This window comes from Arthrobacter sp. AOP36-A1-22 (genome assembly GCF_052377615.1).
GTDB lineage: Bacteria > Actinomycetota > Actinomycetes > Actinomycetales > Micrococcaceae > Arthrobacter_H.
In genome coordinates, this window is record NZ_JBQSWX010000001.1 from 78,924 (window position 1) to 101,927 (window position 23,004).

General features: G+C 68.3%; 23 protein-coding genes and 3 tRNA genes. 11 read left to right on the plus strand and 15 right to left on the minus strand.

Annotated elements, in window-relative coordinates:
• The first annotated feature begins 47 nt into the window (after nt 1-47).
• Together asd and ACT3S2_RS00430 are read left to right on the plus strand one after the other, a co-directional pair.
• Nucleotides 48-1,166 (plus strand): aspartate-semialdehyde dehydrogenase, encoded by a 1,119-nt coding sequence (gene asd / locus ACT3S2_RS00425; protein ID WP_444553327.1) that lies wholly within the window; start codon nt 48-50, stop codon nt 1,164-1,166.
• Nucleotides 1,167-1,321: 155 nt separating this feature from the next.
• Nucleotides 1,322-2,203: a class II glutamine amidotransferase gene (locus tag ACT3S2_RS00430; RefSeq protein ID WP_444561068.1), complete on the plus strand. Its 882-nt coding sequence runs from the start codon at nt 1,322-1,324 to the stop codon at nt 2,201-2,203.
• Nucleotides 2,204-2,314: 111 nt separating this feature from the next.
• Here ACT3S2_RS00430 and ACT3S2_RS00435 read toward each other — a convergent pair whose 3' ends face one another.
• Nucleotides 2,315-2,506 (minus strand): hypothetical protein, encoded by a 192-nt coding sequence (locus ACT3S2_RS00435; protein ID WP_444553329.1) that lies wholly within the window; start codon nt 2,504-2,506, stop codon nt 2,315-2,317.
• A 119-nt stretch (nt 2,507-2,625) separates the two neighbouring features.
• Here ACT3S2_RS00435 and ACT3S2_RS00440 point away from each other — a divergent pair, with 119 nt between their 5' ends.
• Entirely contained in the window at nt 2,626-3,246 is a 621-nt protein-coding gene (locus ACT3S2_RS00440) for a hypothetical protein (protein WP_444553330.1), read from the plus strand.
• A gap of 68 nt (nt 3,247-3,314) precedes the next feature.
• Here ACT3S2_RS00440 and ACT3S2_RS00445 read toward each other — a convergent pair whose 3' ends face one another.
• The 3 genes from ACT3S2_RS00445 to ACT3S2_RS00455 are packed head-to-tail and all read right to left on the minus strand — an operon-like array spanning nt 3,315 to nt 5,271.
• Nucleotides 3,315-4,376 (minus strand): UDP-N-acetylmuramate dehydrogenase, encoded by a 1,062-nt coding sequence (locus tag ACT3S2_RS00445; protein WP_444553331.1) that lies wholly within the window; start codon nt 4,374-4,376, stop codon nt 3,315-3,317.
• A complete protein-coding gene (locus tag ACT3S2_RS00450; RefSeq protein WP_444561069.1) occupies nt 4,376-4,822 on the minus strand; it encodes a MaoC family dehydratase in 447 nt (148 codons plus the stop codon). Before ACT3S2_RS00450 ends, ACT3S2_RS00445 begins: the two co-directional genes overlap by 1 nt.
• Nucleotides 4,819-5,271 carry an FAS1-like dehydratase domain-containing protein gene (locus tag ACT3S2_RS00455; protein ID WP_444553333.1) on the minus strand — a complete coding sequence of 151 codons (453 nt, stop codon included), beginning with the start codon at nt 5,269-5,271 and terminating at the stop codon, nt 4,819-4,821. Before ACT3S2_RS00455 ends, ACT3S2_RS00450 begins: the two co-directional genes overlap by 4 nt.
• 151 nt (nt 5,272-5,422) lie before the next feature.
• Between ACT3S2_RS00455 and ACT3S2_RS00460 the strand changes: the two genes are divergently transcribed.
• A complete protein-coding gene (locus ACT3S2_RS00460) occupies nt 5,423-5,761 on the plus strand; it encodes an ArsR/SmtB family transcription factor (RefSeq protein WP_444561070.1) in 339 nt (112 codons plus the stop codon).
• Nucleotides 5,758-7,422 carry a SulP family inorganic anion transporter gene (locus ACT3S2_RS00465; RefSeq protein WP_444561071.1) on the plus strand — a complete coding sequence of 555 codons (1,665 nt, stop codon included), beginning with the start codon at nt 5,758-5,760 and terminating at the stop codon, nt 7,420-7,422. Before ACT3S2_RS00460 ends, ACT3S2_RS00465 begins: the two co-directional genes overlap by 4 nt.
• A gap of 7 nt (nt 7,423-7,429) precedes the next feature.
• On the opposite strand, the gene ACT3S2_RS00470 is transcribed toward ACT3S2_RS00465, so the two are convergent.
• The 5 genes from ACT3S2_RS00470 to ACT3S2_RS00490 all read right to left on the minus strand — a co-directional run bounded on the left by ACT3S2_RS00470 (nt 7,430) and on the right by ACT3S2_RS00490 (nt 11,007).
• Nucleotides 7,430-7,687: a hypothetical protein gene (locus ACT3S2_RS00470; RefSeq protein WP_444561072.1), complete on the minus strand. Its 258-nt coding sequence runs from the start codon at nt 7,685-7,687 to the stop codon at nt 7,430-7,432.
• A gap of 19 nt (nt 7,688-7,706) precedes the next feature.
• Complete coding sequence (locus tag ACT3S2_RS00475; RefSeq protein ID WP_444553337.1) at nt 7,707-8,669, minus strand: DUF2797 domain-containing protein; 963 nt, start codon at nt 8,667-8,669, stop codon at nt 7,707-7,709.
• Between the two features lie 85 nt (nt 8,670-8,754).
• A tRNA-Met gene (locus ACT3S2_RS00480) sits at nt 8,755-8,828 on the minus strand.
• A gap of 70 nt (nt 8,829-8,898) precedes the next feature.
• Nucleotides 8,899-8,970, minus strand: a tRNA-Thr gene (locus tag ACT3S2_RS00485).
• 174 nt (nt 8,971-9,144) lie between these two features.
• Complete coding sequence (locus ACT3S2_RS00490) at nt 9,145-11,007, minus strand: DEAD/DEAH box helicase (RefSeq protein ID WP_444553338.1); 1,863 nt, start codon at nt 11,005-11,007, stop codon at nt 9,145-9,147.
• A 283-nt stretch (nt 11,008-11,290) separates the two neighbouring features.
• Between ACT3S2_RS00490 and ACT3S2_RS00495 the strand changes: the two genes are divergently transcribed.
• From ACT3S2_RS00495 to ACT3S2_RS00505, 3 genes are all read left to right on the plus strand, one after another.
• On the plus strand, nt 11,291-11,716 hold the full coding sequence (locus tag ACT3S2_RS00495) for a hypothetical protein (RefSeq protein WP_443384145.1): 426 nt from the start codon (nt 11,291-11,293) through the stop codon (nt 11,714-11,716).
• A gap of 78 nt (nt 11,717-11,794) precedes the next feature.
• The gene (locus ACT3S2_RS00500; protein WP_443384146.1) at nt 11,795-12,982 is read left to right on the plus strand and encodes an amidohydrolase; all 1,188 of its coding nucleotides are present in this window, start codon (nt 11,795-11,797) and stop codon (nt 12,980-12,982) included.
• Between the two features lie 29 nt (nt 12,983-13,011).
• Nucleotides 13,012-14,241, plus strand: coding sequence for a CaiB/BaiF CoA transferase family protein (locus tag ACT3S2_RS00505; protein ID WP_443384147.1), 1,230 nt, complete (start codon nt 13,012-13,014; stop codon nt 14,239-14,241).
• Nucleotides 14,242-14,296: 55 nt separating this feature from the next.
• On the opposite strand, the gene ACT3S2_RS00510 is transcribed toward ACT3S2_RS00505, so the two are convergent.
• Complete coding sequence (locus tag ACT3S2_RS00510; protein WP_444561073.1) at nt 14,297-15,454, minus strand: cystathionine gamma-synthase; 1,158 nt, start codon at nt 15,452-15,454, stop codon at nt 14,297-14,299.
• A gap of 32 nt (nt 15,455-15,486) precedes the next feature.
• Nucleotides 15,487-16,863 (minus strand): cystathionine beta-synthase, encoded by a 1,377-nt coding sequence (locus ACT3S2_RS00515; RefSeq protein WP_443384149.1) that lies wholly within the window; start codon nt 16,861-16,863, stop codon nt 15,487-15,489.
• A gap of 115 nt (nt 16,864-16,978) precedes the next feature.
• Between ACT3S2_RS00515 and ACT3S2_RS00520 the strand changes: the two genes are divergently transcribed.
• Nucleotides 16,979-18,007 (plus strand): DNA-3-methyladenine glycosylase family protein, encoded by a 1,029-nt coding sequence (locus ACT3S2_RS00520; protein WP_443384150.1) that lies wholly within the window; start codon nt 16,979-16,981, stop codon nt 18,005-18,007.
• 15 nt (nt 18,008-18,022) lie between these two features.
• Here the strand turns inward: ACT3S2_RS00520 and ACT3S2_RS00525 are convergent, their stop codons facing one another.
• Complete coding sequence (locus tag ACT3S2_RS00525; RefSeq protein ID WP_443384151.1) at nt 18,023-19,732, minus strand: AMP-binding protein; 1,710 nt, start codon at nt 19,730-19,732, stop codon at nt 18,023-18,025.
• 98 nt (nt 19,733-19,830) lie between these two features.
• Entirely contained in the window at nt 19,831-20,199 is a 369-nt protein-coding gene (trxA, locus tag ACT3S2_RS00530) for a thioredoxin (protein ID WP_443384152.1), read from the minus strand.
• Between the two features lie 150 nt (nt 20,200-20,349).
• Here trxA and ACT3S2_RS00535 point away from each other — a divergent pair, with 150 nt between their 5' ends.
• Nucleotides 20,350-20,763, plus strand: a complete 414-nt coding sequence (locus tag ACT3S2_RS00535) for a hypothetical protein (RefSeq protein ID WP_443384153.1) — start codon at nt 20,350-20,352, stop codon at nt 20,761-20,763.
• 103 nt (nt 20,764-20,866) lie between these two features.
• Here ACT3S2_RS00535 and ACT3S2_RS00540 read toward each other — a convergent pair.
• Nucleotides 20,867-20,948, minus strand: a tRNA-Tyr gene (locus ACT3S2_RS00540).
• Between the two features lie 180 nt (nt 20,949-21,128).
• Here ACT3S2_RS00540 and ACT3S2_RS00545 point away from each other — a divergent pair.
• Complete coding sequence (locus tag ACT3S2_RS00545; RefSeq protein WP_443384154.1) at nt 21,129-21,617, plus strand: YajQ family cyclic di-GMP-binding protein; 489 nt, start codon at nt 21,129-21,131, stop codon at nt 21,615-21,617.
• Between the two features lie 72 nt (nt 21,618-21,689).
• Here the strand turns inward: ACT3S2_RS00545 and efeB are convergent, their stop codons facing one another.
• Nucleotides 21,690-23,003: an iron uptake transporter deferrochelatase/peroxidase subunit gene (gene efeB, locus ACT3S2_RS00550; RefSeq protein WP_443382573.1), complete on the minus strand. Its 1,314-nt coding sequence runs from the start codon at nt 23,001-23,003 to the stop codon at nt 21,690-21,692.
• Nucleotide 23,004: the final 1 nt, after the last annotated feature.

Below are 23,004 nucleotides of genomic sequence, written 5' to 3' on the forward strand. Positions count from 1 at the left end.
AGTAACCCGACTGGGGTTCGACCCCCTGCCCGCCGTACGATGGTTGAATGACTTCTACCGTTGGATTCATTGGATACCGAGGCATGGTTGGCTCCGTGCTCATGCAACGCATGCTCGACGAAGGGGACTTCGAGGGCATCGACCCCGTCTTCTTCTCGACCTCAAACCCGGGTGGCCCGGCCCCCTCGTTCGCCGTGGGTGCGGGCGTCCTGCAGGATGCGTACGACGTCGACCAGCTCGCCAAGCTGCCGATCATCGTCACCGCCCAGGGCGGTGACTACACCCAGCGCGTGCACCCCGAACTACGGGCCCGCGGCTGGAAGGGCCTGTGGATCGACGCCGCGTCGACGCTGCGCATGAACGACGATTCGATCGTCGTGCTGGACCCGGTCAACCGCAACGTCATCGACGCCGGCCTGGCCGGAGGCACCCTGGACTTCGTCGGCGGCAACTGCACCGTCTCGTGCATGCTCATGGGCCTGGGCGGACTGTTCCGCAACGGGCTGGTCGAATGGGGCACGGCCATGACCTACCAGGCGGCCTCCGGAGGCGGGGCCCGCCACATGCGTGAACTGCTCACCCAGTTCGGGGGGATCCAGTCCGCCGTGGACACCGAGCTGGCCGATCCCTCCTCCGCCATCCTGGACATCGACCGCAAGGTCCTCGAGGCCCAGCGCGCGAACCTGGACGCCTCCGAGTTCGGGGTCCCGCTGGCCGGCTCGCTCATCCCGTGGATCGACGCCGATCTGGGCAACGGCCAGTCCAAGGAGGAGTGGAAGGCCGGAGCCGAGACGAATAAGATCCTCGGGACCACCGCGGACAACCACATCATGCTCGACGGCCTCTGCGTCCGCGTCGGCGCCATGCGCTCGCATTCGCAGGCACTGACCCTGAAGCTGACCGAGGACCTGCCGCTGGCGGAGATCGAACGCCTCCTCGACGAGGACAACGAGTGGGCCACGGTGGTCCCCAACTCCAAGGAGGCCACCATGGAGCAGCTGACTCCGGTCTCCGCCTCGGGAACGCTGGACATCCCGGTCGGCCGGCTGCGCAAGATGGAGATGGGCCCGAAGTACCTCTCGGCCTTCACCGTGGGTGACCAGCTGCTCTGGGGCGCGGCAGAACCGCTGCGCCGCATGCTGGCCATCGCCCTGGGTCGCCTCTAGTCCCCGGACCTTCCACGACGACGGCTGCCCCCAGGGCAGCCGTCGTCGCTGTTTAAGCACCCCGCCACCCCGCCTGTTGCCTGGACGGAGGTCCGGGTCCAGACTGGCCTGACCAACCAGTTGCGGAGGTGGCCATGTGCCGCTGGATTGCCTACATGGGTTCGCCCATCACCCTCGATACCGTCCTGACCAGGCCCAACCACTCACTGCTGGACCAGAGCCTGCTTGCCCGGGATCTCCAGCTGCCTTCGCTGGAGATCTCCTCCCAGTTCCGCGACCATGCCTTCCCCACCAACGGGGACGGGTTCGGGCTGGCCTGGTCGGGCGTCAACGGCACGCTGGGGCAGTATCGGGAGATCACACCCGCCTGGGACAGCCGGAATCTCCGCCATCTGGCGGCGCAGATCTCCTCGGGGTGCTTCCTGGCCCATGTGCGGGCCGCCCCCGGGGGGACCATCGCGCAGGACAACTGCCATCCCTTCGTCCATGCCGGGTGGATGTTCCAGCACAACGGGGACATCAACGGGTTCAGCGCGGTCAAACGTGAACTGACCTTCGACGTGGACCCGGAGCTCTACCCCTTCATCCGGGGCAACAGCGATACCGAGGTCTGCTTCTTCCTCGCCCTGACCTACGGGCTGGCCACGGACCCCGTGCAGGCGCTGACCCGGATGATCCTGCGGGTCGAACAGGCCCGGAGGGACCGGGGCCTGGCCGAACCGTTCCGCGCCACCATCGCCACCTCGGACGGGGAACGGCTCTACGTCCTGCGCTGGGTCAGCCCCGACGCCACGACCGTCCGGGCCCCCTCGCTCTACCACTCCTTCGGGCCGATGACCCTGCATGTCGGCGTCGGCTTCGGCGCGGGTACCGGAGAACTGGAGATGCTGCCCGACGATGCCCAGTTGGTGGCCTCCGAACCGCTGGAACTGCATTGGAGCAAACGGCATTGGGTTGAAATACCTGCGGCCACGGTGGGCGTCTTCGCCCCTGGCCGGTCCCCGGTCTTCAGCCCGCTGGAACCCACCGGCCGGTAGCGCGGGCGGGCCCGTGGCCTCCGGGGCCGGGCACATCAATGGCGGGGGCACCACCGGGTCGCCCCGGGGTGCCCCCGCCATTCAAGGTCACGCCCACCTGCTCGCGTCGACTCAGGTGTCGCGGCGGGCGCGCCCCTCGTCCTCATGCGCCGTGTCATAGAGGCGTTGCAGCGAGGCCATCCGTTCGTCCGTGATCTCCCCGGCGGCATGGGCCTTCTTGCCCTGGTCGAGCAAACGCTTGGCTTCCTTCATGTTGCCTTCGGCCAGATCCATCGCGTGTTCCAGGCTTGTCTCGTGTTCCATGCCTCAATAATGCGTCAGATCAGCCCTAAAAGTCCACGATGACTTGCACGGGGAGGAAACCTTAATTTCCTCGTGCCCGAACCCCACCCGTGTCGTGCGCCGGGGATCCGATCGGCACCGTGCCATCGGAAATGCTCGAACTCTTTGAAGTCGTCGCGTTGGCAGCTGCCGTGTACGCGGTCGTAGCCACCGCACGCGAAGTAGTCGATCCGGCCGCCGTAGTTCGGGGCCGGTCCCCTAGACTGGACGCCGATTCACCACCGCAGAAAGGACCCGCCATCCTCAAGGGCCAGACCGCCGCCCCACTCCTCGTCGCAGCCATCGCACTCGCCGGATGCAACGCCGCCGCCCCCTCCACCGAGACCGGCACGCCGGAACGGCTCTGGGCGCAGCCCAGCTTCACCCCGCCGGACGAGCCCTACATGGAACAGGCCGTAGCCGAGGCCGCCTTGAACCGTTGGCTCAGCAACGAAGGCGCACACAGCCTCGAAGGCTTCGCCGCTCCATACAACATGATTGAGCGTGTGGAAGGCCCCGAGCGGGGAACCATCGTCCTCTACGTGGACAACCATCTCGCGGCCAGGGCCGACCCCGAGGGAGATCTGCACTTGATCGCGGCCGAAATGCTGGACAACGTCGGAGTGGACTTCCCCGAAATCGGCAGAATCATCGCGGCCACCCAAGACGGCAAGCACAGCGCGACCGTCTACGGCGACCAGTCCGACGTGATCATCAGCTAAGCAACCCGCCTCCTGGACCGGGCACCGATCCACTTTCCGGGCCACCGTAAGACCTTCGAGCAGCGAGTTCAGAGTTCGACGCCGATGAGCAGGGACTCGTTGTGCAGGGTGACCCCGAAACGTTCGGTGACCCCGTCGCGGACGGCCCGGGCGATGGCCAGCAGGTCCCCGGCGGTCGCCTCGCCACGGTTGGTGATGGCCAGGGTGTGCTTGGTCGACAGCGAGGCCCTCCCCCCGGTGAGTTCGGCGCCGGGGGTGCCGGGCAGCCCGAATCCCTTGGCGAAGCCGGCGCGGTCGATCAGCCAGGCTGCCGAGAGCTTGGTTCCCCCCTCGGCGGCGAAACGCGGGGCGTCCTCGGGTAGGGACGCGGCGGTGTCGGCATCCACGATCGGGTTGGTGAAGAAGGACCCGGAGCTGTAGGTGTCGCGGTCCGCCGGGTCCAGCACCATGCCCTTGCCCGCCCGCAGGCCCAGGACGGTCTCGCGGACGGCGGCCGCCTTCGCGCGTTCGCCGGTCTGCACGCCCAGGGTGCGGGCGAGTTCGGCGTAGGCGATGGGTGCCCCCCATTCGGAGGTTTCCAGGGCGAAGGTGACGTCGAGGACCACGTAGCGCGGGGACCCGTCCACCGTGGTGGCCTTGAGCAGCGAATTGCGGTATCCAAACTCCAGCTCGGCGGTGCCGAAGACCACCAGGGCCGCCTCCTGCCGGTCCCAGGCCCGGACGGTTTCCAACGTCCTGGACACGTCCGTCCCGTAGGCCCCCACATTCTGCACCGGGGTGGCCCCCGCGGAGCCGGGGATCCCCGAGAGGGCTTCCAGGCCCACCAGGCCGGCCTCGAGGGTGCGGTGGACGACGTCGTCCCACGGATGTCCCGCCTGGACCGTGATGCGGGCCCCTCCGGGGCCGGTGGTGATGTCCACGCCCCGGGTCGCTACGCGCAGCACGGTGCCGGGGTACCCGTCGTCGGAGATGACCAGATTGGAGCCGCCACCGACCAGCAGGAGCCGGTGGCCGGCGTCGTCCGCCGCCCGTACCGCGGCGATGAGCTCCTGTTCGGTATGCGCCTCGAGGTAGGTCCCGGCCGGTCCCCCGACCGCGTTCGTGGTCAGGCAGGACAGCAGCTGGGCCATCAGAACCCGACCAACGCCTGGGCCTTGACCAGGACCTTTTCGCCCCCGGCGATGACCGTCAGGTCCACCCGGGCGGTGCGTGCCTCGGGATCCAGTGCCCCGATGACCCCGGTGACCTCCAGGGCGGTGCCGTCGGCCTCGGAGGGGTTGGTGCCCGCGGGATCCTCCACGACGACCGGCTTCGTGAAGCGGCTCTGGTAGTCGATGACCGCCCCGGGATCGCCGATCCAGTCCGCGACGAGCGTGACGGCGGCACCCATGGTGAACATGCCGTGGGCGATGACCCCGGGGAGCCCGACGTCGGTGGCGAAGCGTTCGTTCCAGTGGATCGGGTTGAAGTCACCACTGGCCCCGGCGTAGCGCACCAGGTCGGCCCGGTTGACGTGCACCGTGGTGCTGCCGATCTGCTGGCCCTTTTCCAGGGTGGCGAAGTCGATGGGGCTCATGCTGCTTCCTCTCCGCGAACGAGGATCGACGAAATGGTGGTGGCGACGGACTCCCCGTCCACCGTGCTGATTTCCGCGCGCGTGGTGATCATGGCACCGGTCCCCATGCCGCGGACCTTGTCCACATGCAGTTCGGCCACCAGCTCATCCCCGGCGAGGATCGGGCGGTGCAGGGTGAAGCGCTGGTCGGCATGGACCACGCGGGAGAAGTCGATGCCCGCCTCCGGATCGGCGATCAGCTGGGCATCGGCCCGCTGGGCCACGATGATCGCGAAGGTCGGCGGGGCCACGAGCTCGGCATGACCGAGCGAGGCGGCGGCCTCGAGGTCGAAGTGGGCCCGGTGGGTGGCGTGGGTGGCCGTCGCGAATTCGCGGATCTTCTCCCGGGAGACCACGTAGGTCCCGCCCGCCGGATAGCTGCGCCCCTGAAGGGCTGGATTGATGCTCATGGTGTCCTCGCTGTCAGGCACGTCGGTGGCTGGAACTGCTCGGTCTCCAGCCTATGACACCGGGAGCCGGCGGGCCGGCCGCGGCCCCCGGGCCCGGCCCGTGTTCCCACCCACGTCCGGTATAATGAATCCATCATGTCGGTATCCTGTGGTGAAAGGCAGAATGTTCCTGGACGACGAGCAACGACCGCTGTATGAAATCAAGGCCAACCTCTTCAAGGCCCTCGCCCACCCGGCCCGTATCCGCGCCCTGGAGATCCTCAGTGCCGCCGAGGGGGGCACGGCCACGGTGGCCGAGCTGCTGCATGGCATGGACATCGAGCCCAGCCACCTGTCCCAACACCTCAGGGTGCTCCGCCGCCACCAAGTGGTGACCTCCGAACGCCGGGCCAGCCACGTCCACTACACCCTCGCCCACCCCGGGATATCGGAACTGCTCGACATCGCCCGGGTCTTCCTGGGCGACCGGATGAACGCGGGCCGGTCATGAGGCCGGGACAGCGCATCCGCTCGTTCCTGCCCACGGTCGACGACTACGTCGAACTGCCCGGCTCCTGGCGGGTCGACCTCCTGGCCGGGGTGACGGTGGGCATCGTGGCCCTTCCCCTGGCCCTGGCCTTCGGAGTCACCTCGGGGGTCGGGGCAGCGGCCGGGCTGGTCACCGCCGTCGTCGCCGGATTCGTGGCAGCGGTCCTGGGTGGCTCCCATGTGCAGGTCTCCGGTCCTACGGGGGCCATGGTGGTGATCCTGGCCCCGATCGTCGCCGCCCATGGGGCCGGCTCGATCGCCCTGCTCTCGATCATGGCCGGAGTGATCGTGTTGGCTGCCGGCTTCCTGGGGATGGGCCGCGCCGTCGCCTACATCCCGTGGCCCGTGGTGGAGGGGTTCACCCTGGGCATCGGTACCATCATCTTCCTCCAACAGGTGCCGCTGGCCACCGGAACCACGGCCCCGCCGGGACTGAACACCGCGGTGGCCGCCTGGCTGGCCGCCTCCGGATCCGTGTGGCCGACCGCGGCCATCACCGGCTCGATCGTGCTGCTGGTCGCGGCCCTGATGGTGTTCGGCCCGCGGATCCACCCCGGGCTGCCCGCCAGCCTGGCCGCCGTCGTGCTGATCACCGTCGCTGCCGAATGGCTGCAGCTGGACATTCCCCGCATCGGCGAACTGCCCTCGGCGTTGAGTGCCCCCTCGATCCCCGGATTCTCCTGGCCCCTGATCACCGACCTGGCCGGCCCCGCCTTGGCCGTCGCGGCCCTGGCCGCCATTGAATCACTCCTCTCGGCGCGGGTCGCCGCCGGCCTGGTGGGCCCCAGCGGCTCCGCCACAGGCCCGTACCAGCCCGATCGCGAGCTCTTCGGACAGGGATTGGCATCGATCGCCGCGGGGCTCTTCGGGGGCATGCCGGCCACCGGGGCGATTGCCCGGACCGCGGTGAACGTCCGCAGCGGGGCCCGCACCCGGCTGGCCTCCATGGTCCATGCCCTGCTGCTGCTGGTGGTCGTCTATGCCGGCTCGCAGCTGGTGGGGCGCATCCCGTTGGCCGTGCTGGCCGGGATCCTCATGGTGACCGCCACCCGCATGGTCTCCCGCCACACCATGACCTCGATCCTGCGTTCCAGCCGGGCGGACGCCGCGCTGTTCGTGATCACCGCGGTCATCACCGTGGCCTTCGACCTGATCGAGGCCATCCAGATCGGTGTGCTCGTGGCCGCCTTCTTCGCCCTGCGCACCGTGGCCAGGTCCTCGGGCGTCGCCCGGGAACCGCTGGAGGGTCCCGCCGTGGGCGGGGACGAACGCATCGCCATCTTCCGGCTGGACGGGGCCATGTTCTTCGGGGCCGCGGAGAAGATCCTGCAGGACCTGCAATCGGTCACGGGGGTCGAGGTGGTGATCCTGCGGCTGTCCCGGCTGCGAATGCTCGATGCCACCGGGGCCCACGCCCTGGTGGAGATCATCGGGGCCCTGGAACGACGCAGGATCACCGTGCTCATCAAGGGCATCAAACCCGAACACCTCCAGCTGGCCGATACCGTCGGGGTCATCGGCGCCCTGCGGCACTACCGCCACTCCTTCGATGAGCTCGAACCGGCAATCGAGCATGCCCGCAAGCATGTCCGGGAGAACCGGGAGGCCGACGAGGCCAGCTGACCGGGCCCTAGCGTCCCGGGTTCTGTTTCGGCGTGGGCGGATGCTGCTGCCGATAGACCTTCACGTCGCGGCTGCGCACCACCAGCCCCGTCACATGGGTCAGCAGGCCCAGCAGGATGATGGCGACCGCCGTATACATCAGCGGCCGGTTGGTGGTGTTGGCGCCGAACAACGCCAGGATGATGCCCAGCCCGGAGATGGACATGGAGGCGATCACCAGGAGCTTGTACAGGCCCGACGCCGATTCCCAGGGTGTGCTGATCATGTCCTCCAGTGTATCGGGCTCAGAACAAGGAGTCCTGCGCCGCGGGGATGGCGGTGGTGTATTCGCCCGGGGTGACCCGGCGGCCCTTGAGCACGGCGGCGTCGGCGGCGTAGAGCCGGTCCGAGCCCTCCAGCCGCACCCCCAGGCTCTGGCCCAGGACGGAGTCCACGACGAATCCGTGGGTGCTGGCGCTGAGCCACCCGGGGTAGGGGTAGAGCTCCCCCGCGTCCCAGGCCGACAGCATCGCGGCGGCCGGACGGGGCGGCACGAAGGCCTCGTCGGCGGGCTCGATGCCCAACTCCCGCGCCTGTCGATCCTCGGCGATCAGGGCCAGTACGCGCTCCACCTCGCTGCGGTGCATCCGGGCCAGCGAGACGGCGTCGTACACCCCGGCCGCCGAGGGCCCGCCCTGGCCCGGTTCGCATAATCCCGCGGTCTTGGCGGAGGCCCGCACGGCCTGCCCCAGCCCCAGCCGTCCGGTCACCAGGTCCTCGAGCACACGCACCTGGCGTCCGTCGGCGACCAGTGCCACATAGGTGCCGGCCACGGCCCCCTGCTGGGCGAGCCGGCGCCATTTGTTCCCCTCCCCCGCGGTTCCGACCTTGGAGGCCCCGTGGGCGAAGGTGGCGACGTAGAGCCACTGCGGGCGGGCCAGGTACTCGCGCAGGCCCGGCGGGGCGATCCCCGACCGGTGGAAGTCGTGCATGTACCGGGCCTGGTCCAGGGCCAGGCAGGGCCCGCATTGGGTGCCGCGTTCGGCCCGGGAGGCCCGGGGACACTCGACGTGTTCCCAGCCCCCGACCGCGTGGACCAGGACATGGCCCAGGCACCAGCGTCCCGGAGCCACCGCGAAGGAGCAGCGGGTTCCCGGCTCCAACACCAGGTCCGCCGATTCCCCATGACGGGTGCGCAGGTCCCACCGCGGGGTGGAGCCGTCGGCCGGCCATTCGATGCCGCCACTGAGCAGGGCCGGTGATTCCATCCCTCCAGCATAGAGGGGCGCCGGACAGGTGGGGGTGGGCGTTAACGACGAAATCCGCCCCGCGAACGGGACGGATTCCTGTGGGTAGCGGTGCCGGGACTCGATCCCGGGACCTCACGATTATGAGTCGTGCGCTCTAACCAGCTGAGCTACACCGCCACGAATGTGAAATGCCCGCGCCGCGTCGGTTCCTCTTTCGAGTCGACACGGACGCGGGCTTTCCATTCAGAGCCCCCCACGGGATTCGAACCCGTGACCTCAGTCTTACCAAGACTGCGCTCTACCCCTGAGCTAGGGGGGCAACGGAGAAAAACATTACCAGCATTTGCCGCCCGGATGAAATCGAGACGGCCGTCGTGACACAGCCCACAGGGCTGCGGTCCCGAACGCCGGAGGCCGGGCGTTCCCCGGGGGGACGCCCGGCCTCCGGACAGGGTGGTTCCGGCGCTCCCGACCCGCGGGACGCCGGGCGCTGCTAGCTGCGGCCGCGGCCGCCTTCGAAGCTGCGCTGCGAGCTGCGCGGCTTGCGGGATCCGCCGTATCCGCCACGGCCGCCCTCGTCCTTGCGGTGGCCTCCACCGCCACGGTTTCCGTCGAAGCCACCACGGTCCTTGCGGTAGCCGCCGCCTTCGCGGTCACGGCGCGGGGCCCGGCCGGTATCGAGCTCCAGGCGGATCAGTTCGCCGCCGATCCGGGTGCGGGACAGCGAGTTCCACTGGTCCTTGGACAGTTCGGCGGGCAGTTCGACCAGGGTGTGGTCGGCGCGGATGTCGATCCCGCCGATCTGCCCGGAATTGAAGCCACCCTCATTGGCCAGGGCGCCGACGATGGAGCCCGGCATCACGCGCTGACGGCGTCCGACGGCGATGCGGTAGGTGGCGTTGCCCTCGGTGAGGGCGCGCGTCGGGCCGCGGGAACCGAAGCCGTCCTTGGCGCCCTTGGACATGCGCGCCTGCTTGGCCGGCGGGGTCGGCAGTTCCTCCATGAGCAGCGGGCGTCCCCCCTGGGCCATATGGGCCAGGGCGGCGGCGACCTCCACGGCCGAGACGTCGTGCTCGGCCTCGAACTTCTCCACGAGGTTGCGGAAGACCCCCAGCTCCTGGGAGGCCAGGGTCTCGGAGATCTGTCCGGCGAAGCGCTCCAGGCGCTTGTCGTTGACGATGTCGATGCTGGGCAGGGTCATGGCCTCGACCGGCTGGCGCGTGGCCCGCTCGATGGAGCGCAGCATGTGCTTCTCGCGCGGGGTCATGAACAGGATCGCGTCACCCTGGCGGCCGGCACGGCCGGTGCGGCCGATCCGGTGCACGTACGATTCGGTGTCGTGCGGGATGTCGTAGTTGAAGACGTGGCTGATGCGCTCGACATCGAGGCCGCGGGCCGCGACATCGGTGGCGACCAGGATGTCGATCTTGCCGCTGCGCAGGTTCTCGACCGTGCGCTCACGCTGCTGCTGCGGGATGTCGCCGTTGATGGCGGCCGTAGTGAACCCGCGGGCCTTGAGCTTATCGGCCAGGTCCTCGGTGGCCATCTTGGTGCGCACGAAGGCGATGACGCCCTCATGGGCCTCGGATTCCAGGATCCGGGTCATCGCGTCGAGCTTATGCGCGCCCATGACCTGGACGTAGCGCTGACGGGTGTTCTTGCCGGTGGTCGTGGAGGACTTCACCGACACCTCCTGCGGGTTGCGCAGGTACTGCTTGGAGATCCGGCGGATGGAGCCGGGCATCGTGGCCGAGAACAGGGCCACCTGCTTCTCCTCGGGGGTGGCCTCGAGGATCTTGTCGACCTCTTCGGCGAAGCCCATGCGCAACATCTCGTCGGCTTCGTCCAGGACGACGTACTGCAGATGCGACAGGTCCAGGGACCCCTTGTTGATGTGGTCGATCACGCGGCCCGGGGTGCCCACGACGACCTGCGCCCCGCGGCGCATCGCCGAGAGCTGCGGGCCGTAGGGGGATCCGCCGTAGACGGGCAGCACGGTGAAGTCACCCATGTGCTTGGCGTAGGAGGTGAAGGCCTCGGCGACCTGCAACGCGAGTTCGCGGGTCGGGGCCAGGACCAGCACCTGCGTCTTGCGGGCGGTACCGTTCTGGTCGGCCAGTTCGGCCATCCTCGACAGGGCGGGGATCGCGAAGGCCGCGGTCTTGCCGGTGCCGGTCTGGGCCAACCCGACGACGTCGCGGCCGTCCAGGAGCATCGGGATGGTGGCGGCCTGGATCGGGGTCGGGGTCTCGTAGCCGAGGTCCTCGACGGCGGCCAGGACGCGGCCATCGATCCCGAGGTCGGAGAACTTCACCGGGGTCTCTTCGGAGGCGGATTCGGGCGTGTTGGTGGACATGTCTGAAGACACGGGGCATTACCTCATTCATAGGGGCGGATAACCCGGGGCTCGGTTCGAGACGGGATCCGCGGCACATTCGGACTCAAACACCAGTCCGGCCGCTCCCCTATGAAGGAACTGCCCGCTGTTTTGCGGACTCACACACGATGAGCTCCTGCCTCAAGAATTGGGCAGGATGCGAGGGAAGCCGGATATCGGTGAGATCCCAGTCTACAGCAGGGACCGGCGTGAGGACGGGCCGGACGCTGTGCGGTTGGGCACATCCAGTAGGCTGGCAGGCGTGGAGAAACTACCCCTGACCCTGCGCCTGGCCGTCGGCTGGTGGACCGTGCTGGCTGCCGCTCTGCTGGGGCTGGGCATCGCCTCGTGGGGGAACTCCAAACTGTTGGAGGACCGGGGCCCCTCGGGCCTCGTGGCCCTGGGGGTGCTGCTGGCCCTGCTGGGGCTGGGCGTCGGCTACGGTGCCTGGCGCCTGGCCCGCGGGAAACTGGCCGGGCGGGCCTGGTTGACCACCGTCGGACTCATCGGCGGGGTGCCGTTGATCCTGCGCGGCCCGCGACTGGGGGTCATCGGGGCGACCCTGCTCATCGGCGTCGTCCTGCTCTGGCTGCCGCCGAGCCTGGCCTATTTCAAGGAGCAGTCCCGGGCGGCCCGGGCCGAGCGCAAGGCCCAGCGCCGCGCCCTGCGCACCCGTCCCCCGAAGTAGCAGGCCCTACCGTGTCGCAGCTCACGGCGGGGCGATAGGCTCGGGGCATCCCGTCTCCGCTCCGAAAGGGCTTCACCCATGAGTCTGCTGGCCATCATCAACGCACACGTCGTCCCCATCGAGGCCGAACCCTACGACGGGGCCGTCGTCGTCCGTGACGGCAGGATCGAGGCCAGCGGCCCCGATATCGTCGTTCCCTCCGATGCGGAGATCGTCGACGCGGACGGCCAATGGCTGCTGCCGGGCTTCATCGACGCCCACGTCCACCTGGGTATGCACCCCGAGGGCGAAGGCGACGCCAGCGCCGATGTCAACGAGATGACCGACCCGATCATGGCGGCGGTCCGCGCCATCGACGCGGTGGACCCCTTCGACCCCGGCTTCGACGATGCGCTGGCCGGGGGCATCACCACGGTCAACGTCAACCCCGGCTCGGGGAACCCGGTGGGCGGTCTGGCGGTGGCCATCCACACCCATGGCCGCTACATCGACGAGATGGTGCTGCGCTCCCCCAGCGGGCTGAAATCAGCCCTGGGTGAGAACCCCAAACGGGTCTACGGGGAGAAGAAACAGACCCCTTCCACCCGGCTGGGGACGGCCATGGTGATCCGCAAGGCCTTCATCGAGGCGCAGAACTACATGGCCAAGGCCGACCCCGAAGCCATCGACCCGCGGCTGGAGGCCCTGGCGATGGTGCTGCGCCGGGAGATCCCGTGGCGTCAGCACTGCCACCGCACCGACGATGTGGCCACCGCCATCCGTCTGGCCGAGGAATTCGGGTACGACCTGGTCATCGACCACGGCACCGAGGCCCACCTGATCGCCGATCTGCTGGCCGAACGGAACATCCCGGTGCTGATCGGCCCGTTGTTCACCACCAAATCCAAGGTCGAACTCCGCGGACGCTCCCTGGCGAACCCGGGCAAACTGCACGACGCCGGGGTGGAGATCTCCGTGATCACCGACCACCCGGTGGTGCCCATCAACTTCCTGGTCCACCAGTGCACCCTAGCAGTGAAGGAGGGGCTGGACCCGGTGACGGCGTTGCGCTCGATCACCATCAACCCGGCCCGCGTGCTCGGCCTGGCCGACCGCCTGGGGTCCATCGAGGCGGGCAAGGACGCGGATCTGGTGTTGTGGTCCGGGGATCCGCTGGATGTGATGCAACGGGCGCAGCAGGTGTTCATCGGAGGCCGGAAGGTCATGGAGTTCGACGCCGGGACCCGTCTTCCCGTCGTCGCCGACCGGGCCCCGTCCCTGCGCTAGGTCCCCTCCCCGTCCCGAAAGGAGACTTCATGTCCCCCACGAACGCTTCGTCCCCCTCCACCGCCGGCGGACCGCTGGCCGGATACACCGTCCTGGACCTGACCCGGGCACTGGCCGGACCCCACGCCGGCATGATGCTCGGTGACCTCGGGGCCCGGGTCATCAAGATCGAGACCCCCGGCACCGGGGACGACACCCGGAGCTGGGGCCCGCCCTTCGTCGGACCCGAGGACGACCCCCAGGCCACCTACTTCCTGTCCTGCAACCGCAATAAGGAATCGCTGTCCCTGGACCTGAAATCCGCGGAGGGCCGGGAGACGTTGACCGCGCTAATCCGCCGGTCCGATGCCCTGCTGGAGAACTTCAGATCGGGGGTGCTCACCCGCTTGGGGTTCTCCATGGAGGCGTTGCAGGAGCTCAATCCCCGGTTGGTCATCCTCTCGATCACCGGTTTCGGCCACGACGGGCCGGAGGCCCGGCGCAGCGGCTACGACCAGATCGTCCAGGGCGAGGCGGGGCTGATGTCGTTGACCGGGTCGGGCCCCGATGACCCCCAACGGGTCGGGGTGCCGATCACCGATCTGCTCTCGGGCATGTATGGCGCCTACGGGGTGCTCGCGGCACTGCTGGAACGGGAGAAGACCGGACGCGGCCAGGTGGTGCGGACCTCGCTCCTGGCGTCGGCCATCGGGGTGCACGCCTTCCAGGGCACCCGGGCGACCGTCGCCGGGGAGGTCCCGAGAGCCCAGGGCAACCACCACCCCTCGATCGCCCCCTACGGGCTGTTTGCCTGCCGCGGCGGCAACGTCCAGATCAGCGTCGGCAGCAACAAGCTCTGGAAGGCGCTGACCGGGGCCTTCGGCCTCGACGGCGACGACCCCGATTTCGCCACGAACGCCGAGAGGGTCCACCACCGCGAGAAGCTCATCACCGTGATCGAGGATGCCTTCAGCGCCTATGCCCCGGCCGACCTGCTGGAGAAGCTGAACGAGGCAGGGGTCCCCGCCGGGAAGGTCAGGACCCTGGACGAGGTCTACGCCTGGGACCAGGTCGAATCCCAGGGCCTGCTGGTCGACGTCGACCATCCGGTGCTCGGGACGATCCAGTTGCCCGGCCCGCCGCTGCGCTTCTTCGACGCGGCCACCGCCGAGGAGACGACCCGCACCACCCATACGTCCCCTCCCCTGCTCAATGCCGACGCGGAGTCCATCCGCTCCTGGCTCGAGGAGGAGAACCCTGCCTCGTCGACCGGGGACTAGGAAGCAGTGGCCCCGGCCGCCTGTCCCGGCGGGGCAGGCGGCCGGGCCGGTCGGCCTATAACCGGCTGAAGGCCCGGTCGAGATCGGCGATCAGGTCCTCGACGTCCTCGATCCCGCAGGACAGGCGCAGCAGGTTCACCGGAACCTCCAGCTCGGTGCCCTTGACCGAGGCGTGGGTCATCTCCGACGGGTAGTTCATCAACGATTCGATGCCGCCCAGCGATTCGGCCAGGGTGAAGACCCGGGTGGACTCGGCGATCTTCCGGGCCGCGGCCTCGCCGCCGGTGAACTGCACCGAGACCATCCCCCCGAAGCCACTCATCTGGCGCGCCGCCAACTCGTGGCCCGGATGCTCCGCCAGACCCGGATAGAGGACCTTTTCCACCTCGGGTCGGCCCTGCAGCCATTCGGCGACGACCTGGGCGTTGTGGCAATGCCGATCCATCCGCACGCCCAGGGTCTTCAGCCCACGGGTGGTCAGGAACGCATCCAGCGGACCGTTGACCGCGCCGGCCGCGAACTGCAGGAAGCCGATCTTCTCCGCCAGCCCGGCCTCCTTGACGATGACCGCCCCACCCCCGACGTCGGAGTGGCCCCCGATGTATTTGGTGGTCGAGTGGACCACCACGTCCGCACCCAGGTCCAACGGCTGCTGCAGGTAGGGCGATGCAAAGGTGTTGTCCACCACCAGCAGGGCCCCGGCGTCGTGCGTGGCCCGGGCGACGGCGGCGATGTCGGTGATCTTCATCATCGGGTTCGAGGGCGTTTCCAACCACACCAGTGCCGTCCGATGCGCGGCGATCGCGGTGGCCAGTGCCTGCGGGTCCGCCATGTCCACGGCGGTGTTGCCGATGCCCCAGTCCCCGAAGATGCCCGAGATCAGCCGGTAGGTGCCGCCATAGGCGTCGTTGCCCAACACGATGTGGTCCCCGGGGCGGGTGAGCGCACGGATCAGCGAATCCTCGGCGGCCAGACCGGAGGCGAACGTCAAGGCATGGGTTCCGTTTTCCACGGCCGCCAGCTGTTCCTGCAGCGCATCGCGGGTCGGGTTGGTGCCGCGGCCGTATTCGTAGCCGTCACGCAACCCGCCGATGCCGTCCTGGGCATAGGTGGTGGAGAAATGCACGGGGGGCACGACGGCGCCGGTGCGCGGTTCGAAGGCCTGTCCCGCGTGGATGGCACGGGTATTGAAGCCGCTCGTCGGGCTGCTCATGGGGGTTCTACCTTTCGCTGGGATGGGCTGGGTCAGTGGTTCAGGTGGTTCAGCAGGTCCTGCCGGGTCAGCACCCCCGCGGGGGCCCCATGGTGGGTGACCAGCAGGGCGTTGGCCTCCTGGAGTCGGGTTCGGGCCGCTCCGATCGTCTCTCCGGCCCCGATCAGGGGCATGGGGGCGCCCATATGCCCGGCGACGGCCTCGGTCAGGGCCGCTTCGCCGGAGAAGAGCAGTGCGGTGAGTTCACGTTCGTCGACGCTGCCGACGACCTCGCCCAGGCGCACGGGGGGCTCGGCGGTGAGCACGGGCAGCACCGAGACCCCGTATTCGTTCATGATGTCGATGACGTCGCGCACCGACTCCCCCGGGTGGGTATGGATCAGCTCCGGCAGGGCGCCGGTCTTGCCGGCCAGCACCTGCGCCACGGTCCCCTCCTCGCCGTCGGTGATGAATCCATAGGACTTCATCCAGGAGTCGTTGAAGATCTTCGCCAGGTAGCCGCGTCCGCCGTCGGGCAGGATGGCCACCACGACGGCGTCCTCGTCCAGGTCCTTCGCCGCTTCCAGGGCCGCCACCACCGCCATGCCGGAGGAGCCCCCGACCAGCAGGCCCTCCTCCCGGGCCAACCGGCGGGTCATCGCGAACGAATCCGCGTCGTCCACGGCGATGACCTCGTCGGGAATCGAGGGGTCGTAGTTGCCCGGCCACATGTCCTCCCCGACGCCTTCGACGAAATAGGGCCGTCCGGTGCCCCCGGAATAGACGGAGCCGTCGGGGTCGGCGGCGATGACCTTGACCTGTCCGGTGGCCCGATCCGCCGACACCTCCTTGAGGTAGCGACCGGTACCGGTGATGGTGCCCCCGGTACCGGCGCCGATGACCACATGGGTCAGCTTCCCGTCGGTGTCCTTCCAGATCTCGGGGCCGGTGGAGGCGTAATGGCTGGCGGGGGCGGCGGGGTTGGAGAACTGGTCGGGTTTATAGGCCCCGGGGATCTCCCGGACCAGCCGGTCGGAGACCCCGTAATAGGATTCGGGTGATTCCGGTGCCACCGCGGTCGGGGTCACCACGACCTCGGCGCCGTAGGCGCGCAGCACATCGAGCTTTTCGGCACCGACCTTGTCGGGGGCCACGGAGATCGTCTGGTAGCCCTTGGCCTGGGCCACCAGGGCCAGTCCGACGCCGGTGTTCCCCGACGTCGGTTCGACCACCGTCCCCCCGGGGGCCAGTTCCCCGGATTCCTCCGCGTCCTCGATCATCTTCAACGCGATCCGGTCCTTGATGGAGCCCCCCGGGTTCAGGTACTCCACCTTCACCAGGATGGTGGCCCGGAGGCCGTCGGTGACCTTGGACAGTTTCACCAACGGGGTGTTGCCGATCAGTTCCAGAACGGATTCCGCGTATTTCATAGGCCGACTCTACCGCCGGGCCCACGGGGCCCCCGGGTCCGGCGCAACCCGGAGTCATGGAGTGCGCCCGGGCCTTCGGCTGGGTCCTGGGGCGTCCGGGTGGGATCATCGGGGGATGACCTCCACCCCTGCTGCGGGCCTCCCGACGTCGGCGGCCCTGCTGCGTCCCACCGGCCCGGTGGACGCCCCGGATGCCCACCGGCGGTGGTCCGCCCCGGCCGGATACGACCTGGCAACGACGCTCGGAGTCCTCCAGCGTGGCACCCACGATCCGTGCACCCGTGTGGGACCGGGTCTGGCCTGGCTGTGCTTCGAGACCGGCCAGGGCCCCGCCACCTTGCTGGTGATGCGGGACCGTGGAAGCCCCCTGGAATCCGGTGGCCACGGCCCCGGACCGGAATTCTCCGTGCGGGCCTGGGGGCCCGGGGCCCAGCAGGCCGTGCTCTGCGCTCCGGCACTGCTGGGCGCAGCCGATGACTGGTCGGGCTTCGACGCCGGGGCCCGGCATGAGCTTCCACACTGGATCGCCGAGGCACGACGGCGGAACCCTGGCTTGCGCCTGCCCTCGACCGGCCGGGTCTTCGATGCCCTGGTGCCGGTCATCCTGGAACAGAAGGTCACCACCATCGAAGCACGCCACGCCTGGCGGTATCTGGTCTCGCGTTTCGGCGAACCGGCTCCCGGTCCGGCGCCCGAGGGCCTGGCCATCGCCCCCGGAGCCCACCGGCTGCGCCTGATCGGCGGCTGGGACTGGCATCGGGCCCGGGTGGATGACTCACGCCGTCGCACCGTTCTGCGGGCCGCCGAAGCGGCCGCCGGAATCAACCGGCTCGGTGCCGTGGAGCTCGCCCGCAACCCGGGCTCCACGCTGCAGTCGGTTCCCGGAATCGGCCCGTGGACCGCCGCCGAGACCCTGCAGCGCAGCCATGGGCACCCCGATGCGGTATCCGTCGGCGATTTCCATCTGGCCGCCTACATCGGCCATGCCCTGGCCGGGAAGTCCACCGACGACGCCGGGATGCTCCGGTTGCTGGCCCCCTTCGCCGGGCATCGCCAACGCGTGGTCCGGCTGATCGGGCTGTCCGGATTCCGCAAACCGTCCTTCGGGCCCCGGCTGGCCCCGATGGACCACCGGGGCCGCTGAGCCGGGTCGGCGCGGCTAGTCCCCGGCCACCATCCGGATCGCTTCCTGGCGCATCTCCACCTTGCGGATCTTCCCCGAGATCGTCATCGGGAAGCTGCTGCGGATCTGCACGTAGCGGGGGATCTTATAGTGGGCGATCTGACCGGTGCAGTATTCGCGGACCGTTTCCAAGGTCATCTCCTGCGCCCCTTCATGCAGGATGATGCAGGCCATGATCTCCTCCCCGTACTTCTGGTCGGGCACCCCGATCACCTGGACGTCCTGGACATCCGAATGGCGGTAGAGGAACTCCTCGATCTCCCGGGGCGAGACGTTCTCGCCGCCGCGGATGATCAGATCCTTGATGCGCCCTTCGACGCGGACGTAGCCGTCCTGGTCCATCGAGGCCAGGTCCCCGGTGTGCATCCACCCGTCCGGATCGATGGCTGCGGCGGTCTTCTCCGGTTCGTTCCAGTAGCCCTTCATGACCGCGTAGCCGCGGGTGCACAACTCACCGGTCGATCCCCGGGGAACCACGTCCCCCGACACCGGGTCGACGATCTTGGATTCGAGCTGCGGCATGGTCCGGCCCACGGTTTGCGTGCGGCGTTCGAGGGAATCATCGGTGCGGGTCATCGTGGAGACCGGGGAGGTTTCGGTCATGCCGTAGCAGATGGCCACTTCGGCCATGTTCATCTCGGAGATCACCCGTTCCATGACCTCCTCCGGGCAGGTCGCCCCGGCCATCACCCCGGTGCGCAGGGTGCCCAGGTCGTAGTCGGCGAAGTCGGGAAGGGCGAGTTCGGCGATGAACATCGTCGGTACCCCATACAGGCTGGTGCCTCCGTGGTCCTGCACGGCCTGCAGGGTTTCATCCGGTTTGAAGGCCCGGCCCGGCAGGACGGTGGCCGCCCCGTGGGAGAGGGCCCCCAGGTTGCCGATGACCATCCCGAAGCAGTGGAAGAACGGGACCGGAAGCACCACCCGGTCGTTCTCGGTGTAGCCGAGCAGCTCGGCGATATGGAAGCCGTTGTTCAGGATGTTGTGGTGGCTCAGGGTCGCACCCTTGGGGAATCCCGTGGTCCCCGAGGTGTACTGCAGGTTGATCGCCTCATGGGGGTCCAGCGATTCCAGGATCGTTTCCAGGTGCGCCTGCGGTGTTTGGCCGGCCATTTCCAGCAAGGAATCCCAGGTGAATTCCCGTCCGGGGTTCCGGGCGGCATCCGCCGCGGGGTCTCCGCCGCGCGGTTCCATGCCCTCGGGGCGCGGCAGGTGGATCAGTTCCTGCAGGGGGTTGTCCTGTCCGGCCACGGTCCGGGCCATCGAGGTGTAGTCACTGCTCTGGTCCGACGGGGCGACGGCCAGGGCCCGCATGCCGCATTGGCCCACGACGAAGGAGAGTTCCTCCAGCCGGTAGGCCGGGTTCACGTTCACCAGGATGATCCCGGCCTTGGCGGTCGCGTATTGCAGCAACGTCCATTCGGCGCAGTTCGGACTCCAGATACCCAACCGGTCGCCGACGCCGATGCCCGCGGAGATCAGGGCCCGGGCGAGCTGGTCGGTGGCCCGGTCCATCTGGGCATAGGTCCAGCTGCGTCCGGTCGAGGCTTCCAGGACCGCCGGATGATCCGGGAACCGGGCCGCCACGGATCTGAAGTTCTCCCCGATACTCTGTTCCAGGACCGCGGGGGTGTTCCCCCCGTGGGTGTAGGAATCGGCGCTGGCTGGGTTGTCGGTATCCATCATCGACGGCACCTTTCAGGGGTTGCGGTCCAAACATCTGTGATCCACAACATATCAGCCCCGAACGGTGGCCCGACGCCCCGCGGAGGGCCGTCGCGGTGCTACTGGCCGGGGGTCTGCTCGGCGAGCTGGGCATGGACTTCCTGCATGTCGATGCCCTTGACCGCCTCGATCAGGTCATCGAACTGGGAGGACCCGATGGCCCCGGGCTGGGAGAACACCAGCACCCGGTCCCGGAAGGCCATCAGCGTGGGGATCGAGGTGATTCCCGCTGCCGCGGCCAGCCCCTGCTCGGCTTCGGTATCCACCTTGGCGAAGGTGATGCCCTCGTGCTTTTCCGAAGCCGCCGCGAAGATCGGGGCGAACTGCTTGCAGGGCCCGCACCAGGAAGCCCAGAAATCAACGAAGACAATATCGTTGTCCTGGATGGTCTGCTGGAACTGGTCTTCGGTGATGTCGATGGTAGCCATGCCTCCACGGTAGCCTTCCCCCCTGCCGCATGTCTGCCCCGGCGCCGTTCCGTGGTGGGTTTTCCACAGCCCGGGGTCCCCCCTGTTCCGGGCCGTTGCCGCTCCCTAGGCTTGCCCCACTATGGAACCGGCGCCAAGGAAGGAACGCATATGCCACGGTGCACGCTGCTGTTCGTGATCGAAGGTGAACTCCTGCGGGAGTCCATCCGGGCCAGCTGCGAACTGGCCGACGAGTACCAACGCCTCATGCCCCAGGTGATGGAGGTGTCCAAGTCCGAGATCTTTGCCGTCGGTGAAGCCCCGAGGATCCAGCGGCGCATGCGCCTTCCGCGCCCGTTGGACGACTGCTCCTCGGCGGCCACCAGCGCCGGCCCGATCCACGCCCTCTGGTCCCCCGCCGGATGGCGGACCCCCGGCGATTGTCCTCCCGCGCCCCCGGATTCCAATGGGGCGACCGCTTGGCAATGGGCCCATTATGCGACCGTGATGAACGCCAGCCGGGAGGCCCACCTGATCCTGTGGGACCTCTATCTCAGGCACGTCGGCAACGAGCTGGCCGCCTGACGCCGTCCGGTCGGGCCACCGGAGGGAAGACCCGGCCCCGGACATGAGAAGACCCCGGACTCATGAGTCCGGGGTCTTCAGCGGTCCTGGCCGGGACCGTGGGTGGCAGATACTGGATTCGAACCAGTGAAAGCGATGCTAGCTGATTTACAGTCAGCCCCCTTTGGCCACTCGGGAAATCTGCCCGAAGTTCCGTAACGGAACGAGAAGAAACTTTACCGAAGTTCCTGCCAAGAATCGAATCGGGCCCCAAACCGGGCCCCGCCGGCCGGGCGGGCCCGCCCCCGGGGCCCGACAGGGTGCCCCGGATGGCCCCTGCCGATAGGCTGGAGGCCAATGCAGGGAAACCAACTTGAGGAGGACTTGTGGCCAGTGAATCCACATTCGATGTCGTGAGCAAGGTCGACAGCCAGGAAGTCTCGAACGCAATGAACCAGGCCCAGAAGGAAATCTCGCAGCGCTACGACTTCAAGGGCGTCGGAGCCGAGCTGGACTACAGCGGCGAGAACATCCTGCTGAAGGCCAGCTCGGAGGAACGCGTCAAGGCAGTGCTGGATGTCTTCCAGTCCAAGCTGGTCAAGCGCAAGATCTCGCTGAAGTCCCTGGATGCCGGGGAGCCCTACGCCTCGGGCAAGGAATACCGGATCGATGCCTCCATCAAGGAGGGGATCGCCCAGGACATCGCCAAGAAGATCAATAAGCAGATCCGCGACGAGGCCCCCAAGGGAGTGAAATCCACCATCCAGGGGGATGAACTGCGTGTCTCCTCGAAGTCCCGCGACGACCTGCAGGCCACCATGGAACTGCTGCGTAAATTCGAGGAAGTCGACCTGCAGTTCGTGAATTTCCGCTAGATCGTCACCTCATGGATCCCCGCGGGGCCGTAGTCCGCCACGGACTGCGGCCCCGCGGCGTTTCCGCAGCCCCTAGGTCTCGAACAGTCCCTGGCCGAGGTAGCCATCCGGCTCGGTGACCCCCGGGGGCACCGCGAAGAGCCCCGAGCCCGTATGTTTCAGGTACTCCACGAGCAGATCGTTCTTGGCCATCGCCATCTGCATCGGCACATAGTGGGTGCGCGGATCAACCACGTAGGCAATGAAGAACAATCCGGCGTCGAGCCGTCCCAACCCATCGGAACCGTCGGTGTAGTTGAATCCACGACGCAACATGCGCACCCCGGCGTTCCGGCTCGGATGGGCCAGTGCGACATGCGAATCCCCCGCAATCAGCGGTCCCGCGGAGCCCTTGAGCTCGAAGTCGGGTTCGTCGAATTCCCCGCCACCTGACAGGGGCGCCCCTTCGCGTTTGGTCCGTCCGATGTCCAGTTCCTGTTCACGCAGCGAGGTGCGGTCCCAGGTTTCGATGTGCATCCGGATGCGGCGGGCCACCATGTAGGTGCCCTCGTTCATCCACGCTTCCCCGCCCGTGGCCCCGGAGACCCACACATGCTCGGCGACGGCCTGGGTCTCCTGCGATTTGACGTTCGCGGTCCCGTCCTTGAAACCAAAGAGGTTTCTCGCCGTGACCTGGTCGGTCGAGGTGGAGGACGTGCGCCCGAACCCGATCTGGCTCCACCGCACCCGGGCCCGTCCGAAGGCGATGCGCACCAGGTTGCGGACGGCATGCACCGCAATCTGCGGATCATCGGCGCAGGCCTGGACCACCAGGTCACCATCGCTGCGTTTCTCCTCCAGGGCGTCCCCGGGAAAGTGCGGCAGCTCGATCAGCGCCTCGGGGAGCCGCTCGGACAGGCCGAACCGGCCCTTCCCGTCCTTGGTGAAGAGCGTGCGCCCAAAGCCGATGGTCACCGTCAGATGGCTCGCCGGCAGATCCAACGCCTCCCCGGTGTCTTCCGGCGGGGCATCATAGGCGCCGCCGGTGGCCCCCTCGGGGCCGCCGACCGGCTGCCCTCCGGTCATCGATTCGATGGCGGCAGTCCAATCCTTCAAAAGCGAGATCAGTTCCTCCCGCTCGGTGGTCGTGACATCGAAGGCTGCGGTATGCATCCGGTCCTGTGCTTCGGTCTCGATCCCGGCCTGGTGATCTCCCCGGAAGGGCACGATGTCCTGGTCCGCCTCCGGCGCGGAAACACGCTCCACGGCGGAAGCCCCGGTGGCACCGGCGGCCACACCGACCACCCCGCCGATGCCCGCGGCAGTGAACAGGGTCCGGCGTCGCAGCCCGGGCCGCCGCTCCTGCGGCTCCGGCACCGTTTCTCCCTCGGGCTGTTGTTCCTCCACG

Excerpts from the sequence above, each read along its gene's own strand:
- asd (WP_444553327.1), top strand. The coding sequence starts at position 48 with ATGACTTCTACCGTTGGATTCATTGGATACCGAGGCATGGTTGGCTCC.
- ACT3S2_RS00430 (WP_444561068.1), top strand. The coding sequence starts at position 1,322 with ATGGGTTCGCCCATCACCCTCGATACCGTCCTGACCAGGCCCAACCAC.
- ACT3S2_RS00435 (WP_444553329.1), bottom strand. The coding sequence starts at position 2,506 with ATGGAACACGAGACAAGCCTGGAACACGCGATGGATCTGGCCGAAGGC.
- ACT3S2_RS00445 (WP_444553331.1), bottom strand. The coding sequence starts at position 4,376 with ATGGCCCAGCTGCTGTCCTGCCTGACCACGAACGCGGTCGGGGGACCG.
- ACT3S2_RS00450 (WP_444561069.1), bottom strand. The coding sequence starts at position 4,822 with ATGAGCCCCATCGACTTCGCCACCCTGGAAAAGGGCCAGCAGATCGGC.
- ACT3S2_RS00455 (WP_444553333.1), bottom strand. The coding sequence starts at position 5,271 with ATGAGCATCAATCCAGCCCTTCAGGGGCGCAGCTATCCGGCGGGCGGG.
- ACT3S2_RS00465 (WP_444561071.1), top strand. The coding sequence starts at position 5,758 with ATGAGGCCGGGACAGCGCATCCGCTCGTTCCTGCCCACGGTCGACGAC.
- ACT3S2_RS00470 (WP_444561072.1), bottom strand. The coding sequence starts at position 7,687 with ATGATCAGCACACCCTGGGAATCGGCGTCGGGCCTGTACAAGCTCCTG.
- ACT3S2_RS00475 (WP_444553337.1), bottom strand. The coding sequence starts at position 8,669 with ATGGAATCACCGGCCCTGCTCAGTGGCGGCATCGAATGGCCGGCCGAC.
- ACT3S2_RS00490 (WP_444553338.1), bottom strand. The coding sequence starts at position 11,007 with ATGTCCACCAACACGCCCGAATCCGCCTCCGAAGAGACCCCGGTGAAG.
- ACT3S2_RS00500 (WP_443384146.1), top strand. The coding sequence starts at position 11,795 with ATGAGTCTGCTGGCCATCATCAACGCACACGTCGTCCCCATCGAGGCC.
- ACT3S2_RS00505 (WP_443384147.1), top strand. The coding sequence starts at position 13,012 with ATGTCCCCCACGAACGCTTCGTCCCCCTCCACCGCCGGCGGACCGCTG.
- ACT3S2_RS00510 (WP_444561073.1), bottom strand. The coding sequence starts at position 15,454 with ATGAGCAGCCCGACGAGCGGCTTCAATACCCGTGCCATCCACGCGGGA.
- ACT3S2_RS00515 (WP_443384149.1), bottom strand. The coding sequence starts at position 16,863 with ATGAAATACGCGGAATCCGTTCTGGAACTGATCGGCAACACCCCGTTG.
- ACT3S2_RS00520 (WP_443384150.1), top strand. The coding sequence starts at position 16,979 with ATGACCTCCACCCCTGCTGCGGGCCTCCCGACGTCGGCGGCCCTGCTG.
- ACT3S2_RS00525 (WP_443384151.1), bottom strand. The coding sequence starts at position 19,732 with ATGATGGATACCGACAACCCAGCCAGCGCCGATTCCTACACCCACGGG.
- trxA (WP_443384152.1), bottom strand. The coding sequence starts at position 20,199 with ATGGCTACCATCGACATCACCGAAGACCAGTTCCAGCAGACCATCCAG.
- ACT3S2_RS00535 (WP_443384153.1), top strand. The coding sequence starts at position 20,350 with ATGCCACGGTGCACGCTGCTGTTCGTGATCGAAGGTGAACTCCTGCGG.